Annotated in this window: 19 protein-coding genes; 10 read left to right on the top strand and 9 right to left on the bottom strand. The window is 48.8% G+C overall.

The annotated features are described in order from the left end of the window. Nucleotides 1-12 precede the first annotated feature (12 nt). The 4 genes from JI741_RS23215 to JI741_RS23230 all read right to left on the bottom strand — a co-directional run bounded on the left by JI741_RS23215 (nucleotide 13) and on the right by JI741_RS23230 (nucleotide 6,358). Nucleotides 13-1,467, bottom strand: coding sequence for a TolC family protein (locus JI741_RS23215; protein ID WP_202013806.1), 1,455 nt, complete (start codon nucleotides 1,465-1,467; stop codon nucleotides 13-15). Continuing rightward, nucleotides 1,464-4,607: an efflux RND transporter permease subunit gene (locus JI741_RS23220; RefSeq protein WP_202013807.1), complete on the bottom strand. Its 3,144-nt coding sequence runs from the start codon at nucleotides 4,605-4,607 to the stop codon at nucleotides 1,464-1,466. The genes JI741_RS23215 and JI741_RS23220 overlap by 4 nt, the downstream gene beginning before the upstream one ends. 24 nt (nucleotides 4,608-4,631) lie before the next feature. Continuing rightward, complete coding sequence (locus JI741_RS23225; RefSeq protein WP_202013808.1) at nucleotides 4,632-5,765, bottom strand: efflux RND transporter periplasmic adaptor subunit; 1,134 nt, start codon at nucleotides 5,763-5,765, stop codon at nucleotides 4,632-4,634. A 137-nt stretch (nucleotides 5,766-5,902) separates the two neighbouring features. Continuing rightward, nucleotides 5,903-6,358 carry a DUF305 domain-containing protein gene (locus tag JI741_RS23230; protein WP_202013809.1) on the bottom strand — a complete coding sequence of 152 codons (456 nt, stop codon included), beginning with the start codon at nucleotides 6,356-6,358 and terminating at the stop codon, nucleotides 5,903-5,905. A 222-nt stretch (nucleotides 6,359-6,580) separates the two neighbouring features. Here JI741_RS23230 and JI741_RS23235 point away from each other — a divergent pair, with 222 nt between their 5' ends. The 10 genes from JI741_RS23235 to JI741_RS23280 all read left to right on the top strand — a co-directional run bounded on the left by JI741_RS23235 (nucleotide 6,581) and on the right by JI741_RS23280 (nucleotide 17,351). Next, entirely contained in the window at nucleotides 6,581-7,078 is a 498-nt protein-coding gene (locus JI741_RS23235; protein ID WP_202013810.1) for a response regulator, read from the top strand. Between the two features lie 13 nt (nucleotides 7,079-7,091). Then, nucleotides 7,092-8,033 carry a universal stress protein gene (locus tag JI741_RS23240; protein WP_236676239.1) on the top strand — a complete coding sequence of 314 codons (942 nt, stop codon included), beginning with the start codon at nucleotides 7,092-7,094 and terminating at the stop codon, nucleotides 8,031-8,033. A 94-nt stretch (nucleotides 8,034-8,127) separates the two neighbouring features. Beyond that, a complete protein-coding gene (locus tag JI741_RS23245; protein ID WP_202013812.1) occupies nucleotides 8,128-9,990 on the top strand; it encodes a mechanosensitive ion channel family protein in 1,863 nt (620 codons plus the stop codon). Then, a complete protein-coding gene (locus tag JI741_RS23250; protein ID WP_202013813.1) occupies nucleotides 9,965-11,701 on the top strand; it encodes an APC family permease in 1,737 nt (578 codons plus the stop codon). Before JI741_RS23245 ends, JI741_RS23250 begins: the two co-directional genes overlap by 26 nt. 705 nt (nucleotides 11,702-12,406) lie before the next feature. Beyond that, nucleotides 12,407-12,745 carry a hypothetical protein gene (locus JI741_RS23255; protein ID WP_202013814.1) on the top strand — a complete coding sequence of 113 codons (339 nt, stop codon included), beginning with the start codon at nucleotides 12,407-12,409 and terminating at the stop codon, nucleotides 12,743-12,745. A gap of 19 nt (nucleotides 12,746-12,764) precedes the next feature. Next, entirely contained in the window at nucleotides 12,765-13,145 is a 381-nt protein-coding gene (locus tag JI741_RS23260) for a hypothetical protein (RefSeq protein WP_202013815.1), read from the top strand. Between the two features lie 633 nt (nucleotides 13,146-13,778). After that, nucleotides 13,779-14,087, top strand: coding sequence for a hypothetical protein (locus tag JI741_RS23265; RefSeq protein ID WP_202013816.1), 309 nt, complete (start codon nucleotides 13,779-13,781; stop codon nucleotides 14,085-14,087). Next, on the top strand, nucleotides 14,066-15,334 hold the full coding sequence (locus JI741_RS23270) for a cation:proton antiporter (protein ID WP_202013817.1): 1,269 nt from the start codon (nucleotides 14,066-14,068) through the stop codon (nucleotides 15,332-15,334). Before JI741_RS23265 ends, JI741_RS23270 begins: the two co-directional genes overlap by 22 nt. Nucleotides 15,335-15,471: 137 nt before the next feature. Next, nucleotides 15,472-16,689 carry a DUF2254 domain-containing protein gene (locus tag JI741_RS23275; RefSeq protein ID WP_202013818.1) on the top strand — a complete coding sequence of 406 codons (1,218 nt, stop codon included), beginning with the start codon at nucleotides 15,472-15,474 and terminating at the stop codon, nucleotides 16,687-16,689. A gap of 353 nt (nucleotides 16,690-17,042) precedes the next feature. Continuing rightward, nucleotides 17,043-17,351: a DNA polymerase ligase N-terminal domain-containing protein gene (locus tag JI741_RS23280; RefSeq protein ID WP_202013819.1), complete on the top strand. Its 309-nt coding sequence runs from the start codon at nucleotides 17,043-17,045 to the stop codon at nucleotides 17,349-17,351. 119 nt (nucleotides 17,352-17,470) lie between these two features. Here JI741_RS23280 and JI741_RS23285 read toward each other — a convergent pair whose 3' ends face one another. From JI741_RS23285 to JI741_RS23305, 5 genes are all read right to left on the bottom strand, one after another. After that, a complete protein-coding gene (locus tag JI741_RS23285) occupies nucleotides 17,471-17,863 on the bottom strand; it encodes a hypothetical protein (RefSeq protein WP_202013820.1) in 393 nt (130 codons plus the stop codon). Nucleotides 17,864-18,068: 205 nt separating this feature from the next. Beyond that, nucleotides 18,069-18,311: a hypothetical protein gene (locus tag JI741_RS23290; protein WP_202013821.1), complete on the bottom strand. Its 243-nt coding sequence runs from the start codon at nucleotides 18,309-18,311 to the stop codon at nucleotides 18,069-18,071. A 14-nt stretch (nucleotides 18,312-18,325) separates the two neighbouring features. After that, complete coding sequence (locus tag JI741_RS23295; protein WP_202013822.1) at nucleotides 18,326-19,438, bottom strand: efflux RND transporter periplasmic adaptor subunit; 1,113 nt, start codon at nucleotides 19,436-19,438, stop codon at nucleotides 18,326-18,328. Between the two features lie 44 nt (nucleotides 19,439-19,482). After that, nucleotides 19,483-22,722 (bottom strand): efflux RND transporter permease subunit, encoded by a 3,240-nt coding sequence (locus JI741_RS23300; RefSeq protein WP_202013823.1) that lies wholly within the window; start codon nucleotides 22,720-22,722, stop codon nucleotides 19,483-19,485. Between the two features lie 3 nt (nucleotides 22,723-22,725). Further along, nucleotides 22,726-24,162, bottom strand: coding sequence for a TolC family protein (locus JI741_RS23305; protein WP_202013824.1), 1,437 nt, complete (start codon nucleotides 24,160-24,162; stop codon nucleotides 22,726-22,728). Nucleotides 24,163-24,200: the final 38 nt, after the last annotated feature.

The following is a 24,200-nucleotide window of genomic DNA, read 5'->3' on the forward strand; positions in this document are numbered from 1 at the left end:
CACGCGGTCATTTCAACGACCGCCAGGCGGGCTCCATCCGCCTCCTGAGGCGCGGTAAAGCGCGGCCACATTCTTCAATTGTTCCATCCGAAGGCCGGTCAACTCCAGTTCCACGTCGAGCACGCGACGTTGTGCCATGATGACCTCCAGATAGGTAGCGAAGCCCACGGCAAAAAGGTCGTTCGAACTGGCGAAGGCGCGGTGTAAAACGTCTGTTTCTTGCTGTTTCAAATCAATTTGGGTGCGTAGGCTGTAAAAATTGTGTAGCAGTGCAAATACCTCGTGGTAGCCGGTAAGCACGGATTTTTCATAAAGGGTAAAGGCCAATTGCTGGCGTGCCGTTGCAGAGGCATACAGTGCCTTGATCCGACGGCGCTGAAAAATTGGTGCCGAAAGTCCAGCGCCCAGACTGTAGACACTTGACCCCGGCGTTAGAAACCATTTGGAAACATCAAACGCGGAAAAACCGCCCGTCGCCGTCACGTTAAGCGACGGATAGAACGCCGCCCGCGCAGCGCGAACATCGGCATGAGTGGCCCGCAGATTAAACTCCGCTTCCCGGATGTCGGGGCGATACGCCAGCAGCCTTTCGGGTTGCCCTGCCTTTACTTCCCGGATCGGGCGGTAGTGTGTAATTGAATCGCGGGAAAGCGGTTGTGGATAGCGCCCCAACAGCTGGTTCACGCGGGCCTCGGTGACGCGGATGTTCTGTTCTACTCGTACCAGGCGCGTTCGTGTACTCAGCAGCGTGGATTCAAACTGATCGACGGCGAGCTGATTCACCTTGCCGCCTGCTTTTTGAATCGTCACCAGTTCAAGGCCAAACTCCTGAAGACGTAGGTTTTCGAGCAATACTTTTCGTTCCTGGTCGAGGCCCATCAACTCGTAATAGTTCTCGGCGATGGCACTTATTAACCAGGTCATCACGCCGTGGTGCATTTCCTCGGAGGCCATCAAGCGATTGAGTGCGGCTTGGCGCCGACTGGATAATTTTCCCCAAAGGTTTACCTCCCAACTGAAAGAGAGTCCGGCAAACCATTCAGGATAAGGATTGGGAAGTTGCTGATCGGCAGGAAGACTTTCGGAACGGTTGGTGTCCTCGTTGCCAATGCCGTTCATCGTGTAGCGTCCGAAACGCTCAACGTTGCCCTTGACCAACGCATTCACATTGGGCAGCATCCTGCCCTGCATGAGCGCGTAATCTGCATACGCCATGCGGATTCTCTGCAGGGCGGCCTTTGTGTCTGGATTATTTTGCAAGGCAATGGCGATGAATCCCCTCAGGCTGGTGTCAGCATAAAAGACATTCCAGGGTTCTTGTGCCATGCTTCCCGTATCGGGCAATGCGCGTTGATAAGTGGCTGGCAGCGTGGCTTCATGGCTCAGCGGCGCCTGCGAAAGACTGCAGGAGGAGAGCGCAGCCACGCCACATACGAAAGTCAACGCGCGGTGAAAAATGTTCTTCATGGATTGACGTGGATTTGAGTTGAAGCATCATTGGATTCTTGCACTGTGCGGGTGCTGAGTGATTCCAGGATCACATACAAACCGGGGACGAGTATTAACCCAAACAGGGTTCCGGTGATCATGCCGCCGGCGGCGGCCGTACCAATGGAACGATTCCCGATGGCACCTGCTCCATGGGCCAGGCACAAGGGAATAAGTCCGGCAACAAAAGCGAGCGAGGTCATCAGAATGGGCCTCAGCCGGGCGCTGGCCCCCTCCACGGCCGACTCAATCACAGTTGCCCCTTCCAGGCGGCGCTGAATGGCAAATTCTACAATGAGGATTGCATTTTTTCCCAACAGGCCGATCAGCATAACCAAGGCGACTTGCGCATAGATATTATTTTCCAGCCCGGCGAGCACCAGAAAAAGATAGGCGCCAAAAACTCCAGCCGGCAAGGAAAGAATGATGGCCAGGGGGAGTAGATAGCTTTCATATTGGGCAGCCAGCAACAGGTAAACAAAAAACAAGCAGATCATAAAGATGATCAGCGCCTGGTTGCCCGATTTCACCTCCTCGCGCGACACGCCAGACCAGTCGAACGTGTAGCCCTTGGGTAGCGTGCTGGCCGCGGTCTCTGTTACGGCCGCCAGTGCGTCGCCACTGCTATAGCCGGGGGATGGCTCCCCGTTGATCATAGAGGCGGTAAACATATTATAGCGCGTCAGTTGCTCGGGGCCAAAGGTGCGCTCCAGGGTCATGAAACTGGAGAAAGGCACCATTTCGTTCTGATCGTTTTTTACATAGAGCTTTAGAATGTCGCGGGGCTGTGTGCGAAAACCCGGACCGGTTTGCAGCATCACTTTGTACATCTGTCCAAACCGAATAAAATTGGATGCATAAAAACTTCCCACCAACGTCTGCAAGGCATCCATGGCATTTTTAACCGACACGCCCAGCTGCGTGGCCTTATCATAGTCAATCCGGAGAAGGTATTGCGGAAAATTCGGATCAAAGCTGGTAAATGCATTTTGAATTTCGGGGCGCGCGTTCAGTGCACCGATAAATTTGGAGGTAACCTCTGCGGTCTTCATCAAGTCTCCCCCCGTGTGATCCAGCAGTCTCAGTTCGAAGCCACTGGCATTTCCAAAACCCGGCACGGCGGGCGGTGGAAAAAATTGGATTTCCGCATCATGCACAGCCGACGCCTTTGCCTGCAGGGATTTGATGAGATCGTTGACGGATTCTTCCCGCTGACTCCAGCCCTTCAGGTTGATCATCGCCATGCCATAGGAGGCTCCTGCCGATTCAGTCATCAGGCTGTAGCCTGCCAGTGTCGACACCGATTCGATGGCGTCCTCCCCTGTCGTAAGCCGTGTCAATTGGTCAAGCACTTCCTGGGTGCGTTCAACGGTGGCGCCGGCGGGCAAGGTTATGTTTACATAGATCATTCCTTGATCTTCCGTGGGGATAAAGGACGTCGGCAGAAATGAACTGGTGACGACGGTTGCCGCCACAAAGGCCATAAGCATGGTCACGATCACAGCCTTCCGCTTCAAAAGCCGGGAAAGCAGATTGCGGTATCCATGTTCAAGCCTCGAATAGATCTCATTGAAGCGATGGAAGGCCCGCTGCAACAGTCCCTGCTTCGCAGCGTGTTGTGGCCGGAGCATCATAGCGCACAGGGCCGGCGACAAGGTCAAGGCGTTCACGCCAGAAATAACTATGGCGATGGCAAGCGTCAGGGAAAACTGCCGGTAGAATACACCAATTGGGCCGGTCATAAATCCTACTGGGATAAACACGGCCGACATCACCAGCGTAATGGCTACGATGGCACCGGCGATCTCTTTCATGGCCGCCAGCGTGGCGCTGCGGGGCGACAATTTCTCGGTATGCATCTTCACATGAACGGCCTCTACCACCACGATGGCGTTGTCCACTACGATGCCGATGGCAAGCACCAGAGCAAACAGGGTGAGCAGGTTGATGGAAAAACCAAACAGGTCCATAAAGAAAAACGTACCGATCAGGGAAACCGGAACAGCAATGGCGGGAATGAGCGTGGAGCGAAAATCCTGGAGAAAAATAAACACCACCAGCGACACCAGCAGAAAGGCTTCCACCAGCGTCCGAACGACTTCGTCAATGGAAGTGTCGAGAAAACGGGAAACGTCGTAGGCGATGTTATACTCCATCCCAGACGGAAAGGACGCCTCCAATTCTGCCATCCTGGATTTGATTGCCGCGATGACTTCGCGCGCGTTGGAGCCCGGCCTTTGCTTGATCATAATGGAGGCGGAAGGTTTTCCATCCGTGGTCGACACCATATCATAGTCCAGGGATCCAAACTCTACATCGGCAACATCTCTCACCCGCAAGATCGCACCATCCGGCCGCGACTTCACCGCGATGTTTTCGTACTCCTCCTCGGTGTTGAATTTTCCCGTGTAGCGCAACACGTACTGAAGCACCTGCGCTTCTTTGTCGGAACTGATACCCGTCGAGCCGGGCGCCGCTTCGACATTCTGCTCGCGAATGGCCTGGATAACGTCTTGCGCCGACACGTTGTAAGTGGCCATGCGATCGGGCTTCAGCCACACCCGCATGGCATAGTCCCGGGCACCCATAATTTCCACGAAACCAACGCCGTTGATGCGCTTAAGTTCATGGAGAATATTTATGTCTGCATAATTGTAAACAAATTTTTCATCCTGGAGACTATCGGCGCTGGTGATATTGAGATACATCAGCATACTACTGACTTCTTTCTCGGTAATCACACCGGCTTTGATTACTTCTTCGGGCAACTCATCAAGCACACTGGTGACCCGGTTTTGTACATTCACGGTTGCCAGGTCCGGATCCGTTCCCGATTCGAAAAATATCTGAATCAACGTAATGCCGTTGTTGCTGCACACCGAGGACATATAGGTCATGCCAGGAACCCCGTTTATGGCGCGCTCTAACGGAGTGGCTACTGTCTTTGCACAGACCTCTGCGTTGGCACCCGTGTAATTTGCCGTTACCGTCACAGAGGGCGGCTCAATCGATGGGAACTGTGTAACGGGAAGCTTCAATAGCGACAGAAGCCCCAGGAAGGTGATGAGAATGGAAATGACAGTGGCCAGGATGGGCCTTTTGATGAATATATCGAACATGGCGATGTTTACTTTGATGGGTCTCTACTGACGACTGATACGGATCGAATCGGCGGAGTAAGCTTTGGGCTTCACCGGTTGCCCATCGTGAATTTGTTGCAATCCCTCCAGGAGGATCCGCTCCCCGGGGCTAAGCCCACTCACCACAAAGCAATGATCAAATCGGGCCAGAGTATTAAAATTTCGCGCCCGGGCAATATTATTTTTGTCGACCATATAGACATAGTTTTTATCTTGAATGGTGAAGGCAGAAGCTTCCGGAACCAACAGGGCGTTGTTCCAGGTGCGTTGCAACAGGACTTTCCCGGATGCGCCATGTTTCAAAATAAAATCAGGATTTGAAAAGCGCGCGCGAATGGCGATCGATCCTGTTTCACGATCAAAATCACCTTCGATTGTTTCGATAGTGCCTTTTAAGGGATACGGGGACCCATCGGCAAGCACCAAGGAAATTTTAGCAAGGGCCGCATTGATTTTCCGGCCTTTTATCTCTTTGCCGAGCAACTGCAGGTATTCGGTTTCAGACACTTTGAAATAGGCAAACACTTCATCGATATTGGACAATGAAGTAAGGAGTGTACCCGAGTTGATAAGGCTTCCCTTCTTAAAAGGGATTCTGTCGATGACCCCGTCGAACGGTGCGCGTATAAAGGTATAGTTCAGATTGATCTTTGCGTTTTCCAACACCGACCGGGCCTCTCCCACCCCAGAGGATGCAGCATCCAGTTGGGCTTTGGCCACCTGCAGCTGCGATTCGGAAATCACGTGCTTGTCCACCATCAAAGCAATGCGTTCTACTTCCAGGCTTTTTGCCTTGGCTTCGGCCAGGGCACGTTGTACATTGGCCTCAGCCCTGATGACCATCTCTTTGTATTCGTTGGAACTGATCCGAAACAGTGGTTGCCCCTTCCTGACCAGTTGTCCTTCATCAATATATATGTCTTCCAGGTATCCTTGTACCCGGGCGTGAATTTCCACATACTGCACCGCATTGATCTGGCAAATGTAGGCACGCGGAATAGAGATGTTTTGTGCCCGTAAGGTCATCACCTCCAGTTCGGGCAGTGTATCTTTATTTCGGCTGGCCCGGCTTTCATTGCATGCAAAAAAAAACGTACCGGAGAATGCCAACAGACAAATGTGTATTAAAACTTTCATAAGATGCAGATCGCTTATCGGGGGACTTTTTTCACCATGAAAGAACCAAAAATCCTACCACCATGAGCATTTACCAAGCGTCAGCATCAACTTTATAATCGATTTAATCCGTCTTTAATTTCGATTTAATATCAGCCCTATTCAGCCTTCAATCGTGTCAGAATTTTTTTCATCTGCGCGATCTCTTGCTTTTGCGATGTTGCAATATGGTCGGCCAACTGACGCACTTCGGGGTCTCTCAAGTTAGCCTGTTCACTGGTGAGGATGGCCGATGAGTGATGGGGTATCATGGCCTTCATATAGTGTTTGTCTCCGACACCCACTTGCGTGCGCAAAAAAAACAATGATGTGAAGAAGACCGAGATCGCTGTGGCGGCGATGAAGGCGTTTACCCGTTTGTCTTCATACATGTGTCGCATCACCACCAGCATGATTAGTGCCATCGGCGCGGTCATCAGAAGGCTCATGTAAAGTCGCGTGGCACTTAAATAAATATGATTGCCCTGTACAACATTTAAAAACATAACGCCGTACATCGTCACCCCGGAAATTCCGACTGACATTATTAATTTACCATATTGATTTTTTTTCATAACGCTGAAATTGATCATCGTCTTCATCCTATACACGCGATAGGAACAACAACAACGTTCAGCAAAAAGTTATAGAACAGAAGTCCATCACCAAGCCCCTATCCTACAACGCCCCATGTTTAATGTCGATTTAATACCGATTTAATTCTCGTTTTACACCCTATCGGGATAGATGAAAAAGGAAAGCGCTACTTTTCGCTTTTTAAAAATGGCGTTGGCAGAATGTTTGCAGTTGATAATGAAGCAGCACCTATGCAAAAAGAAAACATTGTACTTATTGCCAATTCCAATACGACGCTTGATTGGTTGGAGGACATTTTGCACGACGTTTGTCCAACGGTTCAGTGCATTAGCTTCATCTATGCCGACGAGGCGCTCGAAATGATTCAACACGAATTCAAACACATGCCGACTTGCATTTTTTTGGATGCCGACTTAAAACGGTTATCCGGGACGCGCTGTCTGCAAACGCTTCGCGAGAACAGGGCGTTGGATGCGTGCTTCATCGGTGTACTGTCCAGCATGATGCCTTCGGTGGTGGCTGACACGTACTTGCGGATGGGTGCGAACGCTGCATTCCAGCAACCGTTGACGACCAGCGAGGGGAAAGAGATCTTTTCATCGTTGCTCCACCGCCACCCGAATATTGAATGCGCCACGTTAAAAAACGCGCACACCATCGAACATACTCCAACGCTTGTCACCCATGGCCATAAATAACGCTATCGATAGGATGAAGATTTTGGTTCCTTTGGATTTCTCTCCGGCGTCTTTGGCCGTTTTAGAATCGGCCTTTGCCGTTGCTCAACAATTCCATGCGCAGGTTGTTCTGATCCAGGTCATTGAACACATCGACCCCCTGTCGACAACGGATGACAAGGAACAATATATCCAGGCACAGTCGCAATTAATGGGCATGGCGAAAGAAAATCTTCAACGCCATGCCGCAAAATGGATCTCCGACACAGGCCTAGAAATTGAGACCACCGTGAAGTCGGGCGTTGCGGCAGATGAAATTTGCTACGTTGCCAGTGTGATGCAAATGAACTTGATCATCATTGGCACACAGAGCCAGGGTATTCATGCAAGGAAACTCGGATCTACAACTCGACGTGTGATGGAATTTGCTCCGTGCTCTGTGCTGACCATTCCTTCCAGTCAACCCCGGATCGATTTTGGTAGGATTCTTATCCCCATCTTGTGGAGCCCTCGGGTTTTGGACAAATTCAGAATGGTTCGCCGGCTCGTGAAGATGAATCATTCAAAGGTCCTTCTGGTGGGATTGACCGTATCGGGCGAACGGCACGAACTCAGGCGACTGGCTTCCTTACTTGACTTTGTCTGTGGCCGTATCTGCGACAATCAAGGGACTTGCACGCACAAAATCTATGATCACCTGGTCGAGTTCGATTTACCGCGGCTGTTGAACCGCTTTCGTCCGGAACTGCTGGTGATGACAAGCGCCGTGGAAAAGGCCACGCGCATTGTAGGCGCTACCACCATGGGACAAGCCGTGGATTCAGCATATCGCCATATGCCAGTCTTAAGCTTGCGCAGAAGCCCGCATGAGATGACCGATCAGACTCCCCTTGCCCTTGAATCGAGTCTCATCGACCTCATCCGAACAAAAATCGCTTTTTTTGGAAAGAGGCCCCGATTATCCAAAGGACGCTAGTGCCTTCGACCACACTTATTTCGGCCCTGCAAAATCATCCCTCCATTCCCTTGATAGAAAAAGGCGATCTTTGAGTGCACTTAACAGCGATACAATGAAGTATGTACTCCTTTGGGCATTGATTTCAATGCTTGCGCAGCCGCTGCATGGTCAGTCCATGGACACCCCAGATCTCCCGCATGTCACGCGGCTGATGCAGCAAATGGACAGCACGCACACGGCCGACTCCCTTCGCCGAGTGGCTCTTCAAGCAGAAATTCAGGCGCTGACCGGTAGCCAGCAAGCACGTCATCGCGACGCTTTGATGGCAAAGCTCAACGCCATGGTAACACAAGATTCACTTCATCAACTAAAACGGCGTCATCAATTGCGGGCCATGAAAGCCTCTTCGCATGGCGCCCCGGTGGCGCCATTTGGCGATACCTTATTTATGGTGTATACGCGCGTTGGCAGCTTCGGCCCAGAGGATCGAGTAAAAGCCATTAGTGAAAAAATTGTCCAGCTCTATGAGGATTTTAAATTTCAGCCGGACTCCCTTCAGGTAAGCATCTCGGAAATGTCGCCGGAGATCGTTTTTCACGATCAACTCATCATGAGCATCAATGAACTTGAAGCGATGTGGTACGAGGAAAAGCCGGTTACGTTGGCTATTCGCTACCGCGACGCAATCCGCCAGGCCATACGGGGCGAACGAGAGGAGCATAGCCTAACCAGTTTGCTTACACGAGTGGCGTCCATTCTCTTGATCCTGCTGGGAATCTATGTGATGATTCGATTGATCAACAAGCTCTTCAAACGTATACTGGTCCGGTTGGCCAGATTGAAAGGCAACGCCATCCGAGGCATCCGCATCAAAGGCTACCAATTGCTCGACAGCGCGAGAGAACTCAAAGTGATCGTTTTTCTTGTCAACATCCTTCGCCTATTCATCATCGCGCTCACGCTGTATATTGCCTTACCGCTGCTCTTCAGCGTTTTTCCCTGGACCCGCAGCATTGCCGATAAACTTATCGACTGGATCCTCTCCCCGGTACAGGCCGTTCTCTGGGGACTTATCGATTACCTTCCCAACCTGTTTGCCATCGCCGTGATCCTGGCCGTGACGCACTATGTAATCAAATTCCTTGGCTTTATTGCCGGGGAAATCGAAAGCCAGGTGTTGAACATCCAGGGATTTTATCCCGATTGGGCCAAACCCACTTTCAACATTGTTCGGTTTCTGCTGTGGGTCTTTAGTTTTATCGTCATATTTCCCTATCTACCCGGTTCAGACTCTCCCGTGTTCAGGGGCGTTTCTGTATTCCTGGGTGTAATATTTTCTTTGGGGTCTTCTTCGGCCATATCCAATGCGGTTGCCGGGCTGGTCATCACGTACATGAGGCCCTTCAAAGTGGGCGATCGGGTAAAGATCGGCGATGTTTCAGGCGACGTGGTGGAGAAGTCTATGCTCGTCACGCGGATAAGAACCATCAAAAATGAAGAAATCACTATACCCAACTCCACCATTCTTACCGGACATACGATCAACTACACCACCTCGGCGCAAGAGCGCGGTCTAATCCTTCACTCCACGGTAACCATTGGCTATGATGTTCCGTGGAAACAAGTCCATGAACTGCTCATTGCCGCGGCCTTGAAAACGACCGGAATATTTGTCGACGAAAACCACAGGCCTTTTGTTTTTCAAACCAGTCTGGATGATTTTTATGTAGCGTATCAGATCAACCTTCACACCCAGGACTCGCAGCAGATGACGGCGATCTATTCATCCCTGCATCAAAACATTCAGGATGCCTTCAATGAAGCCGGCGTAGAAATCATGTCGCCACATTACCGTTCGGCACGTGACGGCAATAGGACAACGGTACCCGCTCGCTACCTGCCTGCCGACTACCAGGCACCAACTTTTAAAATCTCAACGGACTCCACAGATGCATCCGATAAAAAAACTCAATGAACTTCATGCCACGGCCATCTGCGGCAATGACATCACGTCTTCCTGTCTATATGTGTCGGCCCTTACCATAGTGTATGCAGGGCAATATGCATGGCTTGCTCTAACGATTGTCGCCGGCGTGCTGTATCTGTTTCGTAAGATCTATGGGGAGGTTGTCGGGGCTTTGCCTTTGAATGGAGGAGCTTACAACGTGTTACTCAACACCACCAGCAAGAGCAATGCCTCGGTTGCCGCGTGCCTGACTATATTGTCCTATATGGCAACGGCGGTGCTTTCCGCTTCGGAGGCCATGCATTATTTGCACACCCTGCTGCCCACCCTCTCTGTGTTCTTAGCCACCATCGGTTTATTGAGTTTCTTCCTTTTTCTCACCATCCTTGGAATTTCCGAATCGTCGGTAGTGGCCACCATCATTTTCATTTTTCACCTCAGTTCGATGGTTTTTCTCCTCGGGAGCGGAGTCTGGTTTGTGTTTACGCACGGCTGGCAGATTGCCGTGTGGAATTTTCAGATCCCTGTTGAAGGCAATTTTATGTCGGCCATCTACTTTGGTTTTTGCGCAGCCATGCTCGGCATTTCAGGATTTGAAAGCTCGGCCAATTTTGTAGAGGAGCAAGCGCCGGGAGTATTTCGCAAAACACTTCGCAACATGTGGATCTCTGTCGCCGTCATCAATCCGCTCATGGCGTTACTGGCCATATTGGTGGTATCGAAAGCAGAGGTTGTGTCCCATCAGGAAGCCCTGCTATCCCACATCGGCTTTACTACCGGAGGAACATGGCTTCGCACCCTCATCTCGATAGATGCGGTACTGGTGCTCAGTGGCGCGGTGCTCACCTCTTATGTTGGGGTCGGCGGACTGATTAAACGTATGGCGCTGGATCGCATCTTGCCTCAGTTTACGTTAAAGGAAAATCGCCGCGGCAGCGCATATCGAATTTTGATTCTCTTTTTTCTTCTATGCCTTTCCGTCCTGTTTGTAACGCAGGGCCAGTTGGCCGCTCTCGCTGGCGTATATACCATCAGTTTCCTGTCGGTCATGATCTACTTCGGCATTGGAAATTTTCTTCTCAAAATGAAACGCGATAGTTTACCACGGCCTGTCTATGCCTCTCCGATAACAGTGGTTGTGGCCGTGGGGGCAGTGACGGTGGCTCTGTATGGTAACATCAAATTGCATCCGGAATATTTGCTGGTATTTCTACAGTACTTCGTTCCCGCCATTCTCATCATCATGCTTATGTTAAATCGAGTGGAACTGTTCCGAATGGCCCTGGTCGTGATCGATAGCTTTTTTTCAACGTTATCTGCGATAGCCCGCATCCTGCGGATCAAATTAACCTTCCACATGCACCGGCTTAACAACCAACAATTCGTGTATTTTTCAAAGGCCGATTCAATTGCTTCGTTGAATAAAGTAATGATGTACGTTCACGAGAACGAACCCACCAACAGGTTAAAAATCGTTACGGTCCTCAAAGAAGGCCAGGACATGCCAAAGACATTCCTGAGCGATCTGGACGTTTTGGACCGAGCCTACCCCGAAATTGACATTGAATTTGTGCAACTCACCGGCAGCTTCACGCCGGAACTGGTTCGATCGCTCAGCAAAAATTGGAATATCCCAATCAATTTTATGTTTATTGCCTCACCGGGAAATAGGTTCCCCTATAAAGTAGCCGAATTGGGAGGCGTTAGACTTATCATCTAAATGAATATCTTCAAAAACTAAAATCTAGTCTGATCCTCAAATTTATCTGGTGTTCAGGCAACGATGACTATGGAAAAGAGGCTTATTCTGATCGGAATAATTGGCTTTATGCTCACCGTGTTTGTCTACCGAACCTGGATGAGAACAAAATGGCATAAGAAAAGACATTTCACAACCTTTTATACTGCGGAATTGGAGGGTGAGATTTCATATATAAAATCAGGATTCCAGGGAGTTCATTTCAAGTTAAACAACGATTCGACCGAGTATTTTTTTCAACCTGAGCCCGTGCCCTTCAATGGGCACACCAGCTTTGGCAGCATCGCCCAGGTGGGAGATTCCGTGAAGAAACCATACTATGCCGACACGTTAAGTTTTATAAAGAAAAAGAAAGTATACCGTTATCATTTCAGAAAATTCCATTGATCATTAAGCCGCTCAAGGTCAGGCTAACTTCTGCAAAGAGGTTGGGCTCATGCGACCTTTTTAATCTCTCCATGCCTGCGGCCGGTCGCTCTCCGGAGCGATTGTTTTTGCCATCAATTCGGCCGACCCAAACGCATTCGGCAGCCCACCTGAGGCTACGTTTCACAGAAGTTTACAGCGCCATTAAACTCACATTAAATCGGCTATAAATCGATATTAAAGCCCAGTTCCCTCGCGATAATGCATTAGTTTTGACTTACCCGCAACGTGAGAACAAACATGAAAAAAAGAATCTACCTTCTGATGGTCAGTACCATCGCAGGTTGCGCGTCACCTGCATTGGAAGACTGGAGGGCGAAAACCCATGACCCGGAATATGTTCATACCGCTGTCAAAGAGCTCACCAATGTGATCGTGCACGATATCTTTTCACCCCCCGTCGCTTCCCGGATCTATGCCTACGTGAGCATCGCCGGTTATGAAACGGCCATTCAGGAAGATGATCGGTTCAACTCCCTGGCTGGTCAATTGACAGGCCTTGAGCACATCCCCAAAACCAGACAAGACGTTGGAATATTGTTTTCCACTAGCAACAGTGGTGGCCATGCTGCCCGATAACTAAAGGAGTGTGCTAAGTATGAAAATGAAACATCTCGTAATAATAAAGTCTAAGCTCCACGGCATCATCGACTACCTGTTCGTAGTATTCTTAATCTTCGCTCCTGCGTTGTTTCACCTCAAGCTTCCAGCTGCGTTTTGGATTTTTACTTGGGGGCCTATTCATCTCGCGCTGACGCTGTGTACAAATTTTGATTTTGGCATTTTCAAGATCATTCCATTCAAAACACACGGCCGGATTGAACTAGCCATCTCTTTCACGTTAATCGCTGGTGCATTTTTCGTTGGATATAGGGAGGGGAATCTAGTTAATAGCTTCTACATGGGCCTGGGAAGTGCAGTCTTTTTTATTTGGCTGGCAACAGATTACACTTCGTCATCCGCACGCACGCAACATTAATCCATTTTCGCTAAAACATTTGGCGAGAATTCGGATTTGATCGCCAATATTATTCCACGCCATTCGTGATACACCCAGGAAGATTAATAACTGTGTTAAGCAGATCGATCATTCCTGTAACAAGCGAGGACTCGTAACATTTCTTTTGTAAGGCGCCTCTCAATCATGGACCCTACCAAGAGAAATAAAGCGGGATTCATTCTCTTTTCCAACTTCTCTCAAAGAAGCGCTACCCCAAAAAATCATATACCTTAACAGGGCTGACAAACCAAAGGCGCAGCCTTGCCATTCACCGATTATTTCCAAATCCCCAATCGTTTTAAGATTTTCAATAATAATGCAGCGCCGCTAATCAACCATCCAAGTGTCAATATGATCAATACAACATGTTCCATCGCGATTTAACCTAATACACCTTCTGAACAAGCCTCCCGTAGAATTATTATACCGATTTAATGTTGTGAACTAGCGGTAAGGGGCGGGCTCCAGTTATAAGAAAAAAAACAGTCGTATGACCGTCTGTAACAACATCCCCTTCTCAGTTGTTACCACAGGAGGGCTCTTATACACAAACGAATTCATTCGGCGTCATACATTGACGTTGGCGACATATTAGTCTTTAAATAAAGATTCATGGATCTATCCCTAAAAAACCAGGCCAGCTACGGTATTGCCATCGCAATGGCCAGCAAAGGTGCAAAAGGCGTTACCAACCATCCTTATGACACAGAAGAACAACATGCGCAAAACATACTGGCCGAGATCAAAACCAATATCAATCACGATGCCTGGGCGACGCCCGAGGCAAAAACAGCCGTGTGGCTCGCCTCCGACGAGAACGGCTACGTAACCGGTACCACGCAATTCGTCGACAAGAGCATGGCGCTTTTTCCGGGATTTACAACAAATGGCTACCGCAGATGGGAATTTACTTTACGTTGACAATATTGATTGGCATATCAGCCGTTTTCTCCTACCTAAATCACCGGTTCATAAAAATGCCTTTTGTGATTGGGTTGTTTTTTCTGTCTACCCTTTTATCGCTATTTATTATCAGTAGCAAGCTCTGGAATCAATATTACTATTCGGAAATAAAAGATATTATCGAACATGCCGATATTAGTGACTATATACTCAACATCATGCTTGGCTTCCTGCTTTTTGCAGGATCTCTGCACACTGAGTGGAGCGACATTAAACGACAATGGAAACCCATCTCCCTCTTCGCATTTGGTGGGGTATTGATTTCCAGTGCCACCGTCGCCACATTAATGTATGGCCTATGCCTGGCGTTGGGCGTATACGTTGAGTTTATCTATTGTTTGATTTTTGGCGCTTTGATTTCCCCAACAGATCCCATCGCCGTGCTCGGAATTCTAGCAAAAGCAAATGTTCCAAAGAAAATAGAATCTATCATCATCGGAGAATCGTTGTTTAATGACGGCGTCGGCGTGGTTGTTTTCATAGCCCTCTTGACCACACTTAAATCGGGATCGGGGGAGATCGACTACGGAGCCTTCGGCGTGTTATTTATCCAAGAAGCTGTCGGGGGTACACTCTTTGGACTGATCCTTGGCTTTATTTTATATCGTCTATTGAGATCCATTGATAACTATGAGGCCGAGGTATTGCTTACAATCGCCTTTGTAATGGCAGGTTATGCCACCTGTATCCACTTCCATATTTCTGGTCCCTTAGCCATGGTTATCATGGGGTTATTTGTTGGGAACTACAAAAATAAATCAGCCATGAGCGATCATAGCCAAGAATACGTTCACAAATTTTGGACGCTGTTGGACGTCATCTTAAATGCAATCCTCTTTATCATCATCGCGTTTGTGCTTGTCGTGGTCGATCTCAAATCAATTTATATCTGCATTGCACTTATTTCCATTCTATTGGTATTACTCTCCAGGACATTGGTCGTATACCTGCCCAAATTGCTCCTACCCAGATTCACAAACATTGACCGCAGTGAAGCAACCATTTTGATCTGGGGCGGATTGCGCGGGGGACTCTCTATTACCCTGGTATTGTCATTACCATCGGGCGAATCAAAGGAACTGCTCACCATAGCCACATACTTCTGCGTGGTCTTCAGTATACTTGTGCAAGGCCTCACAATAGGAAAACTCGCCAAACGTATTGCCAAAACCGACGCAGCACCACAAACCAACACCCAACTATAAACCTCTAAGGATGTAAACCGGTCGTCACAACATTCCCTCTACTGTTTAAATCATTCCGCGGCCAACGGAAATCGCAAGGGACCTATAGCAGCACTTTTACTTGGCGTTCAAATGAGAAACTAACATTAACCTATAAAATGAAAATCAATATCCGGACGTGGTTCAGGGAAAACTACAATCGAGTAATTAACAGCATCGCGTTTTACCCGGCCATTATCGCATTGCTTTTCCTGATTCTCTCCTCATTAAGTATCGCTTTTGACTTCTCTGAAGAGGGTAAACAAATCAAATATCGTCTCCACTGGCTTCGCTTGAAAGATCCATCAACAGCGAGGAGCATCATCGCCTCCATCGCTGCAGGCATTATCTCCCTGACGGTCTTCAGCTTTTCCATGGTGATGATTGTACTCAGTCAGACAGCATCTCAAATGAGCAATCGAATTCTGGATAAACTCATAGGCAGTCGCTTCCAGCAAGTTGTTCTAGGGATATATGTCGGCACGATTGTTTATGCCTTGTTTTTATTGAGTACAATTCGAAATGTAGACTCAGGCGTCCACATACCCGCATTGAGCACTTACCTTCTTATTGGACTGACAATCTGCGATATCTTCCTATTCATCTATTTTCTCCACTACATCACCCAGTCTGTCAAATATGATGTTATCATCAGGCGGATCTACGAAGAGACACTCAGCGCGTTGGAATCTTCATGCCATGCAGGCATTGTCGAAGAAGGAAAAATCCCGATCGCGACAAAATCAGTTATCCTCACTGCTAAGTCCGGCGTCTACGAAGGTTTCAGCTCGAGGGTCTTACTGGAGCTGTGTGATCGGGAAAATTGCGCGATTTCCATCCTCCACCCTCAAGGCACTTTCTTAATGGAGGGCATTCCGCTAGCAAATGTTGACAGCTGTTTGTCCCAAGCCTCAAATAAAGATTTCCAAAATGAATTTTATATTCATCAGTCAGAATCCATCAAGGAGAACTTCTTTTATGGTTGCAGACAGCTTACCGAGGTAGGAATCAAGGCGCTGAGCCCTGGGATAAATGATCCGGGAACGGCAATTCAGGTGATGCGGGCCCTCTTTGAATTGTATTCCTTTCGGATCTGCCACACGCCAAAAGAATATATTCGCAACCGTGAAAATGAGGTTCGCATAATAAAAAAAGAACTTTCATTCGAAGAAGTATTTGACACCACCCTATTGCCGATTTGGGACTATGGGAAAAACGATAGGATGATATGCAATGAGCTCAAGCGCTTGCTGGACCAAATGATGTTACTCGCTCCAAATATGAGGATATCAAAGCTATTACTGGAAGTAAATCGTGCCATGGACGCGGCACGCTAGATGTTTCGTAACGCGTCACATCAACAAGGAATTTTAACCTCGCTCCTGGTCGGAATCTTCACACGACGATGCGGAATGTTTTTAGCAAAGCTACCCGAAATGAAGTGGTCAACACCCCGGAATCCCACGTACTGCTGTTCATTTTCATTTGTCATTTGTCCCCTACTATGCTTACCTCACTCCCTTTAATAGGATGATTGGACGGATAGTAATGAACATAGCCAAAATTCCGAAGGTCCCACGAAGCAATGTCAAATTTCTTCAAGATAGTTTTAAACTGAGCAATGATTCCAGGTTTTCTAACAACGTTTGATTGCTTTGTAGTCGCGGCATACTTTTATAGGCAATAGTGCATGGGACTTGAACAATATAAAGATGAAAGAAGCTTTCTTGATACGCCGGAACCGACCGGTGGTAAAGGCTCGTCAAAGTCGTTAACCTTTGTCATTCAAAAACACGATGCTTCACACCTGCATTACGACTTTCGGCTGGAAATAGAGGGCGTTTTAAAACGTTGGGCGATGCCCAAAGGGCCTTCCATGGATCCAAAAGTGAAACGGCTTGCCATGATGGTTGAAGACCATCCGTTTCGTAATTTGAAAATTGATGCTCAGGGAAAAACGGAAAAGATGATCAGCCACTTCGGATTCTCAATTTTATAGGGGTCCTGAAAATGGGGAACTGAAGTTCGGTACGTGCGTCATGGGCGAATGCATTATAGGTCACACTCCAAGAATCATACTAGGCTCATGGCTTCTCGGCCCAACGGAAAAACCTCAAATTATAACTTCTCCCATCCGATGGACTGCCGGTAAAGTGAAATCAATTTATACTGCTTTGTTTTCTCCTCGTAGTTGGCCAGATCTTCATCTTTTCCAAAGGATACGTGCATCCGTCTCACAAATTCAAAGTTCTTTCTATATACCCAGTCCAGATAACGTTTTGTAAGTGGATAGATGCGTGAATCCAACTTTTCGCTAAAAAAGTAGGAGGTCTCGTATACAACCATTTCGCTAAATCCCACATCCTCGGTTACTTCGTAGAGAAAAATATTCTCACGACTGAGCACATGGTACTTCTCGTTCAGATAGATTCGATAGTCGTTTCCCGAACAGTCCTTGAAGCCAAACACATCCTGCTTTTTGTATCTATACTTCTGACCCTTATAGTGCACTGTGACGAATGGCCTTTCGCGAAATCTAACGCAATTTCTCTTGTGAAGGCACGCGGATGCTAATGCCAGTTTATGCGCCTGAAAATCGGAAGCACACATGTACACGCCCGAACTATCTGTGGGGGCCGTGGCACCCAGGGAGGCAATTAAAAAAGTAACAAACAAAATCATGTTGACCTTACTTTATGGTTCGCCCTTTTCGAATCTAGTGCTGGCCCATGTTGGCGATGAATTCAAGAAATAGTGCATGAACAATTTTTTCATCAACATCCTCCTTTGAAATCCCCACCAAATATTGGTCTGGGCTAGCCATAATGCTTTGCTCAGTCTTGCCAACAAAAGCTTTCCATTCCAGCTCCGGCAAGCTGTCCTTATGATGCATTAGCATTTCCAAATAAGGCCTGAGTTCGCCCCTATATTTGCAGGTCAATTCTTTAGAGCCTTCCATAAAAAGGGATTTCTTCAATTTTCCATGACGATCTTGATGGCTGCGGTTTCCTTAATTTCGTCAGAGGCGGTGGTAAGTATCGTATCTCCCTGCACCAGGTTTCCGAATACCTCCACCCTGTCGCCTTGCTGCTCACCTTTCTGCACATCTACCCAAACCGGCTTGCTCCCATGAAATACCTTAATGACAAAGCTTCGCTCCATATTGATCATCACGGCTGATTGCGGAACCACCATGGTGAGTTTCTGACGTTTCAGCGGAATGTTCACATTGGCATACATTCCAGGTAAAAGCTGGCCGCCGCGGTTGTCAATTTCAATCTCCACTATTTCAGAGCGCGTCTGTGTATTGAGATTTTTAGCCAGTCGTGTGATCTTTCCTTCAAAGGCGTTATCAGGGAAGCTCTTTACGGTGAACTGAACTTTATCCCCCACATTGACTTCGGCAATATTCTTTTCCGGTACAGCCACGTGCAGTCGCAACCGGGATTCACTCTTCAGCTTCAGAATTGGCATCAGGTTTTTGTCGTTAGGCCCGACAAAGGAGCCCGGAGCCACGGCCCGTTCGGTGATGATGCCATCGAAAGGCGCCCTGATGGTTAGATAGTCGGACAAGTTCTTGATCGATTGGAAGGCAGAGATGGCAGCCACGAAGGAAAGGCTATCGGCTTTCACAGTCGTAATGGCCAGGTCCATGTCGTAGGCGGACACGGCACCGGGTGTCTTGTTTGTTTTTTGCAGCCGGGTATATTTCCCTTTCGTGTTGAGGTAGGTTGCTTCTTTTACCTGCATCTCCGAATAGGCGCCATCGAGCTGGCTCATCAACTCAGGAGCTTCCAGTTCTGCCAATACCTGGCCGTGCTGCACCCGATCACCGATATCTGCTTTTATCTGCTTCACGTATCCATTCACTTTGGCCATGATGCTGGTTTCATAGAACCCCTCCAGTTCCCCGGGCAAGACCAGTTGGGAGGCCACCTGTTCTTTTTTTACATGAGAAGCCTGATAGACCACTTCTGCAGATTCGCTGTCTACACTCTCTCCCCTGGAATGACTGCAGGAGGAATTCATGATTGTGATGGCTGCCAGGGAGGAAAAGACCAGCATCGTTGATTTACGCATTTTCATATTTCATTTTTTTACAATTCATGTTTAAAGGACCGGGATATTTCTTATGCATTGCGTGGGACGATAGCGTTATCAAAGTGCTCACTCAGGGTGTCATCGGGGTCGAGCGAAACCGACTTCACGGAAGCTTTGGCCTGCACAGCACTGAATACGACAGGCAGTATGAGCAGGGCCGCAGCGGTGGACGCAATCAATCCACCAATCACCGCCCGTCCTAAGGGGGCAGTCTGTTCACCGCTTTCGCTCAGCCCGCTGGCCATGGGCAGCATGCCCACCACCATGGCAATGGAAGTCATCAGGATTGGGCGCAGACGCACGGAACCCGCCACGCGGGCGGCCTTTCCGGCATCGTTATACTCGAGGCGCAGCGTCTCTGCGTTGGTCACCAGCAAAACCGCATTGGCTACCGAAACCCCCACGGACATAATGATGCCCATATAAGACTGAAGATTGAGGGTACCGCCGGTGACGAGCAAGAGCAACATGGACCCTGCCAGCACAGCCGGAATAGTGACCAGCACCACAAAGGCTACTTTAAAGGACTGGTAGTTTGCCGCCAGCAGCAAGAAGATAACCACAATAGCCAATAGCAACCCGGTCTGAAGACTGTTTAAGGTCTCTTCCAGCAACTTCACCAGACCCCGGACTTCAATGACCATGCCGGCTGGCGGGGTTCCTGCCTTTTGAATGGCGGCCCGCACGATGGCTGTCGCGCTCCCTAAGTCCTTCTTGTGGATGTTTGCTGAAACGGTAACAATTCTGCGCGGACCGATGCGATCGTACTCCGCAGGGGCATTCGAGGATTTGATGGTGGCCATGTCGCCCAACGTGGGTCGCAACTGCCCTTTTACCATGGGTATGTTTTCGATGTCCTTCACGGAGTTCATCTGGTATTCAGGTTCCTGAATCTGCACCTGGTAGGCAAATCCCTTCTTAGCATCCAGCCAGAGATTCTTGGCTGTAAAGCGGCTGGAGGAGGTCGCGGCCACCAGTGACTTGGCAATTTCGTTAGGCGAAATCCCAAACTGTGCCGCGCGCTCCCGATCTATAGAGATATTGAGCATCGGGTAGTTGAGTGGTTGATTTACTCTTACATCCCTTAGGAAATCAATCTTCTTGAGTTCGTCTTTTACCTTCGAAGCATACGCAGCTCCTTCTTCAATATCTTTGCTGGCTACGATGACCTCAATAGGCGTGTTTGCGCCTTGACTCATGATTTTGTCGGTGAGCTCGATGGGTTCGAAAGAGAGGGCAACTCCGGGAAGAGTAGCCGCGGCTTTTTTGCGGATCTGATCTTTCAATTCATCCAGGGAAGAAACTTCGTAACCTTCTCCAAGGTTTACCTGGAGAATCGCTTCCTGCGGGCCGCTGTTGAATATATACAAAGCGTTTGTGCCGTAGCTGGATGGCGTCATGCCAACAAAGGCGGAGGTGATGTCAACATTCTCCTCGCCAACAATTTCGTTGATGACCTTAATTGTTTTCAATACGGCATCTTCAGTACGCTCGATGCGCAGGCCTTCTTTGCCGATGAGTCGCATTTGAAATTGTTTTCCGTGATTGATTTTTGGAAGTATATCCTTGCCAATGGTCAGAAAACAAAACACGATGACACCAAACGCAACGACAAGGTATCCTGCTACGACCGCTCTCCGGAGGGATAATAATCTATCCAGCAGCGACAGATAGCCAAGCTTGAATTTTTCAAAGCCTGAAATCTTTTTCTGATGTGATCTTTCAAAGTCCTCAAATACGGCTTCATCACGGGTACTCAGATCATTTAGAATCTTAAATTCATGCGGCTCGGTTTGTTCATGGCCTTTGATCCACCAATTCGAAACGATAGGTACAAAAGTCTGCGATAACAGATATGAGGCGATCATGGAAAACCCTACCGAAAGCGACAGCGGCACAAACATTCCGCGGGGAACACCGCTCATTAAAAATGCTGGCGCAAATACAGCCAGGATACAAAATGTTATGAGCAGTAAAGGAAAAGAGACTTCCTTCGAAGCATCCAAAATCGCCCTTGCCTTTGTCTTGCCCATCTCCAGGTGCTGATGAATGTTCTCAATGGCTACCGTTGCCTGATCCACCAGGATACCGATTGCCAGTGCCAGACCAGACAGGGTCATGATGTTGATCGTCTGGCCAAAGAGCTTCAACAGGAAGATTGCCGCCAGAATAGAGATGGGTATGGTGCACACCACCACCAGGGAGCTACGCAGATCTCCCAGAAATATAAATACCATCAGGCCCGTCAGCAGCGCGCCGATCACGCCTTCCGTGGCCAGGCTCTCCACCGAATTAACCACGTATACGGATTGATCAAATTCATAGGTGAGCTTTATGTAATCCGGCAGCAGTGATTGCATCTCCGGAATTTTTGCTTTCAGTGCGTTCACCACACTCATGGTGGAAGCATCGGCCGTCTTGGTGACAGGGATATATACTGACCGCTTGCCGTTTACCAGCGCGTAGCCCACTGTAACATCGGAAGCATCTTCCACCGCGGCCAGGTCTCGCAAGAAAACAGTGGGGCCCGCACCCCGACGCAGCGGTATGTTCAAAAAGTCATCGACATTATCAATAACGGTATTGTTGGGCGTGATGATGTTGTAGTCGCCAATGCGCACGTTGCCTGCCGGAGATATCTGATTGTTCTCCACCACCGCCTTCACTACATCGTCAGGAGTAAGTTCATAGCCCGTCATCAGTTCCGGGTTCACCTTTACCACAATGGTTCGTTCATTACCCCCGAAAGGTGGCGGAGCGGAAGCTCCCGGTATTTGTGAAAAGAGCGGCCGTATGCGAGTGGATGCCAAATCTTGCATTTCATTCAAGCTTGCTTTTTTGCTACTGAACACGAGCTGTCCGACAGGAAGGCTTGAAGCATCGAAGCGCACAACAGTGGGTGGCACGGTTCCGGGAGGCATATAGCTCATCACGCGATTTACCTGGTTGGCCACCTCGCCGGAAACCTGTGCCATATTCACATCTTCGTAAAATGTGCATTTCACCAGACACAAGCCTTGCACGTTTTTAACTTCGATATCCTTTATACCCGACACATAGAGCAACTGGTTCTGATACCGCGTGGCAATAAATCCTTCCATTTGCCGGGGGTCCATACCGCCATATGGCTGCGCGATATAGATGGTAGGTAAATTGAGCCGCGGGAAAATATCTACGGGTATAGAAAACAGGGCAAGGAAAGAGAAGAGAATAATTCCTGCGATGCTGACGATTATCGTAATAGGGTTGCGAAGTGCTGAAGAAATCATTTTCTAGTTCAGGTTATTTATAAAAACATCAAACTCACCGGTGGCTGCGGCATATTGCAGGATGGCTCTCCACACATTGCCGGTGGCGACCGAGGAATCCACTTCTGCGCGGTTCAGTACCGAAAAAGTCTGCGTGAGTTCCAGCACTGTACTGAAGCCTGCGTCGTAGCGTGCCTTGGCCTGTGCGTAGGCGTCTTGTGCCGCCTTTAACTGCACCGGTGCCTGCCGGGCAACCTCCAACGCTGCGCGATAGCGAAGCCGGGCCCGCTCCCACTCACTCTCTATCTTCAGGCTTTCCTCGTTGTATCTTTCCTCTGCTATTTTCACGATCGCGCGTTGCTGCCGGGCTTCGTTGGAGGTTTTGAATAATGTGGTCACGTTCCAGATGGTGCTGATCCCTACCATGTAGTTATAGGCACGGAAGGGTACGCCAGCGCTGAAGGAAGTTTTGTAGACAAAGTCACCATTGTCGGTGAGCTTGTCCGAAATACCAGAGCCCCGCCCCCAGCCTGAAACCAGAAACGACACGGAGGGAAGTTCTCGCCGTTTGATTGCTTTGATTCGGGTCTGTTGAAAGTCAACGGTATTCCGGTACACCGTCAGCCGGGGATTGCCATCAAACCCTTTTTCGGTTTGCAATTGCTGCGGTAACTGCTGGAGCAACACGGTGGTATCGAGCGTTAATTTACCGCCGCCGGTCAGCCCCAGTAATTCTTTCAGATATACATTTTGTTCATTGGCCAGTCGCTGTGCCTCCAGGAATAACAAGGTCGCCTTGGAATATTCTGCATTCACCAGGGAACTGTCTACGCCGGGCCGCAGTCCGGAAAGTGCATAGGCAACAGTGACGTCTTTAAGGGCCTTAACCCTGGACAGGTTCGCGCGCTGACTTTTCACCATGTCGTCTAGCATAAGGGTGAGCAGGTAAGCGTCGCTTACACGGATCTGGTGTTGGAAAATTTCATTCTGGTACTCGGCTTCGGCCACCGTCATCCCCGCTTTCGCTTCCTCTACGGCGGCCTTGTATTTACCAAAACTGAAAAACTTCCAATTCACCAGTCCGGTAGCAAAACTCGTCCAGACAGCGTCGTTGGTATAGCCATTAACCTTAATACCCCCCGATACTGGAATGGCTGTCCCTTCATTGGGAAAGAATGTGCCGCGCAACTGATTGGAGGTGGCGTCCATCACTTGTCCCTGTACGATGAAGTTGGGCAAGTAGTTATTTTTCATAAGGCGGAGCTCGTACGCGGCCGATTCTTTCTCGGCATCCTTCGCCTTGATGGAAGGGTAATTATGCCGCGCCAGGTCCAAAGCTGATTTCAGATCAAGGGTTGGAGACGTTGGTGCGGTTGTCTGAGCGATTGAAAGGGCCGCCGTTAAAACGTGCGCGCAACTGATTGTAAATACAAGAATTGCTTTAGCTGGTTTCCTTGTCATGAATCAATGTTAAATTCAATCACAAGAAACGCTGACGA

This window comes from Chryseolinea lacunae (genome assembly GCF_016735595.1).
In the GTDB taxonomy this organism is placed as follows: domain Bacteria; phylum Bacteroidota; class Bacteroidia; order Cytophagales; family Cyclobacteriaceae; genus Chryseolinea; species Chryseolinea lacunae.

What these genes read in the sequence shown, in the direction of transcription:
- JI741_RS23215 (WP_202013806.1), bottom strand. Translation starts at nt 1,467, where the DNA reads ATGAAGAACATTTTTCACCGCGCGTTGACTTTCGTATGTGGCGTGGCT.
- JI741_RS23220 (WP_202013807.1), bottom strand. Translation starts at nt 4,607, where the DNA reads ATGTTCGATATATTCATCAAAAGGCCCATCCTGGCCACTGTCATTTCC.
- JI741_RS23225 (WP_202013808.1), bottom strand. Translation starts at nt 5,765, where the DNA reads ATGAAAGTTTTAATACACATTTGTCTGTTGGCATTCTCCGGTACGTTT.
- JI741_RS23230 (WP_202013809.1), bottom strand. Translation starts at nt 6,358, where the DNA reads ATGAAAAAAAATCAATATGGTAAATTAATAATGTCAGTCGGAATTTCC.
- JI741_RS23235 (WP_202013810.1), top strand. Translation starts at nt 6,581, where the DNA reads ATGTTTGCAGTTGATAATGAAGCAGCACCTATGCAAAAAGAAAACATT.
- JI741_RS23240 (WP_236676239.1), top strand. Translation starts at nt 7,092, where the DNA reads ATGAAGATTTTGGTTCCTTTGGATTTCTCTCCGGCGTCTTTGGCCGTT.
- JI741_RS23245 (WP_202013812.1), top strand. Translation starts at nt 8,128, where the DNA reads ATGAAGTATGTACTCCTTTGGGCATTGATTTCAATGCTTGCGCAGCCG.
- JI741_RS23250 (WP_202013813.1), top strand. Translation starts at nt 9,965, where the DNA reads ATGCATCCGATAAAAAAACTCAATGAACTTCATGCCACGGCCATCTGC.
- JI741_RS23255 (WP_202013814.1), top strand. Translation starts at nt 12,407, where the DNA reads ATGAAAAAAAGAATCTACCTTCTGATGGTCAGTACCATCGCAGGTTGC.
- JI741_RS23260 (WP_202013815.1), top strand. Translation starts at nt 12,765, where the DNA reads ATGAAAATGAAACATCTCGTAATAATAAAGTCTAAGCTCCACGGCATC.
- JI741_RS23265 (WP_202013816.1), top strand. Translation starts at nt 13,779, where the DNA reads ATGGATCTATCCCTAAAAAACCAGGCCAGCTACGGTATTGCCATCGCA.
- JI741_RS23270 (WP_202013817.1), top strand. Translation starts at nt 14,066, where the DNA reads ATGGGAATTTACTTTACGTTGACAATATTGATTGGCATATCAGCCGTT.
- JI741_RS23275 (WP_202013818.1), top strand. Translation starts at nt 15,472, where the DNA reads ATGAAAATCAATATCCGGACGTGGTTCAGGGAAAACTACAATCGAGTA.
- JI741_RS23280 (WP_202013819.1), top strand. Translation starts at nt 17,043, where the DNA reads ATGGGACTTGAACAATATAAAGATGAAAGAAGCTTTCTTGATACGCCG.
- JI741_RS23290 (WP_202013821.1), bottom strand. Translation starts at nt 18,311, where the DNA reads ATGGAAGGCTCTAAAGAATTGACCTGCAAATATAGGGGCGAACTCAGG.
- JI741_RS23295 (WP_202013822.1), bottom strand. Translation starts at nt 19,438, where the DNA reads ATGAAAATGCGTAAATCAACGATGCTGGTCTTTTCCTCCCTGGCAGCC.
- JI741_RS23300 (WP_202013823.1), bottom strand. Translation starts at nt 22,722, where the DNA reads ATGATTTCTTCAGCACTTCGCAACCCTATTACGATAATCGTCAGCATC.
- JI741_RS23305 (WP_202013824.1), bottom strand. Translation starts at nt 24,162, where the DNA reads ATGACAAGGAAACCAGCTAAAGCAATTCTTGTATTTACAATCAGTTGC.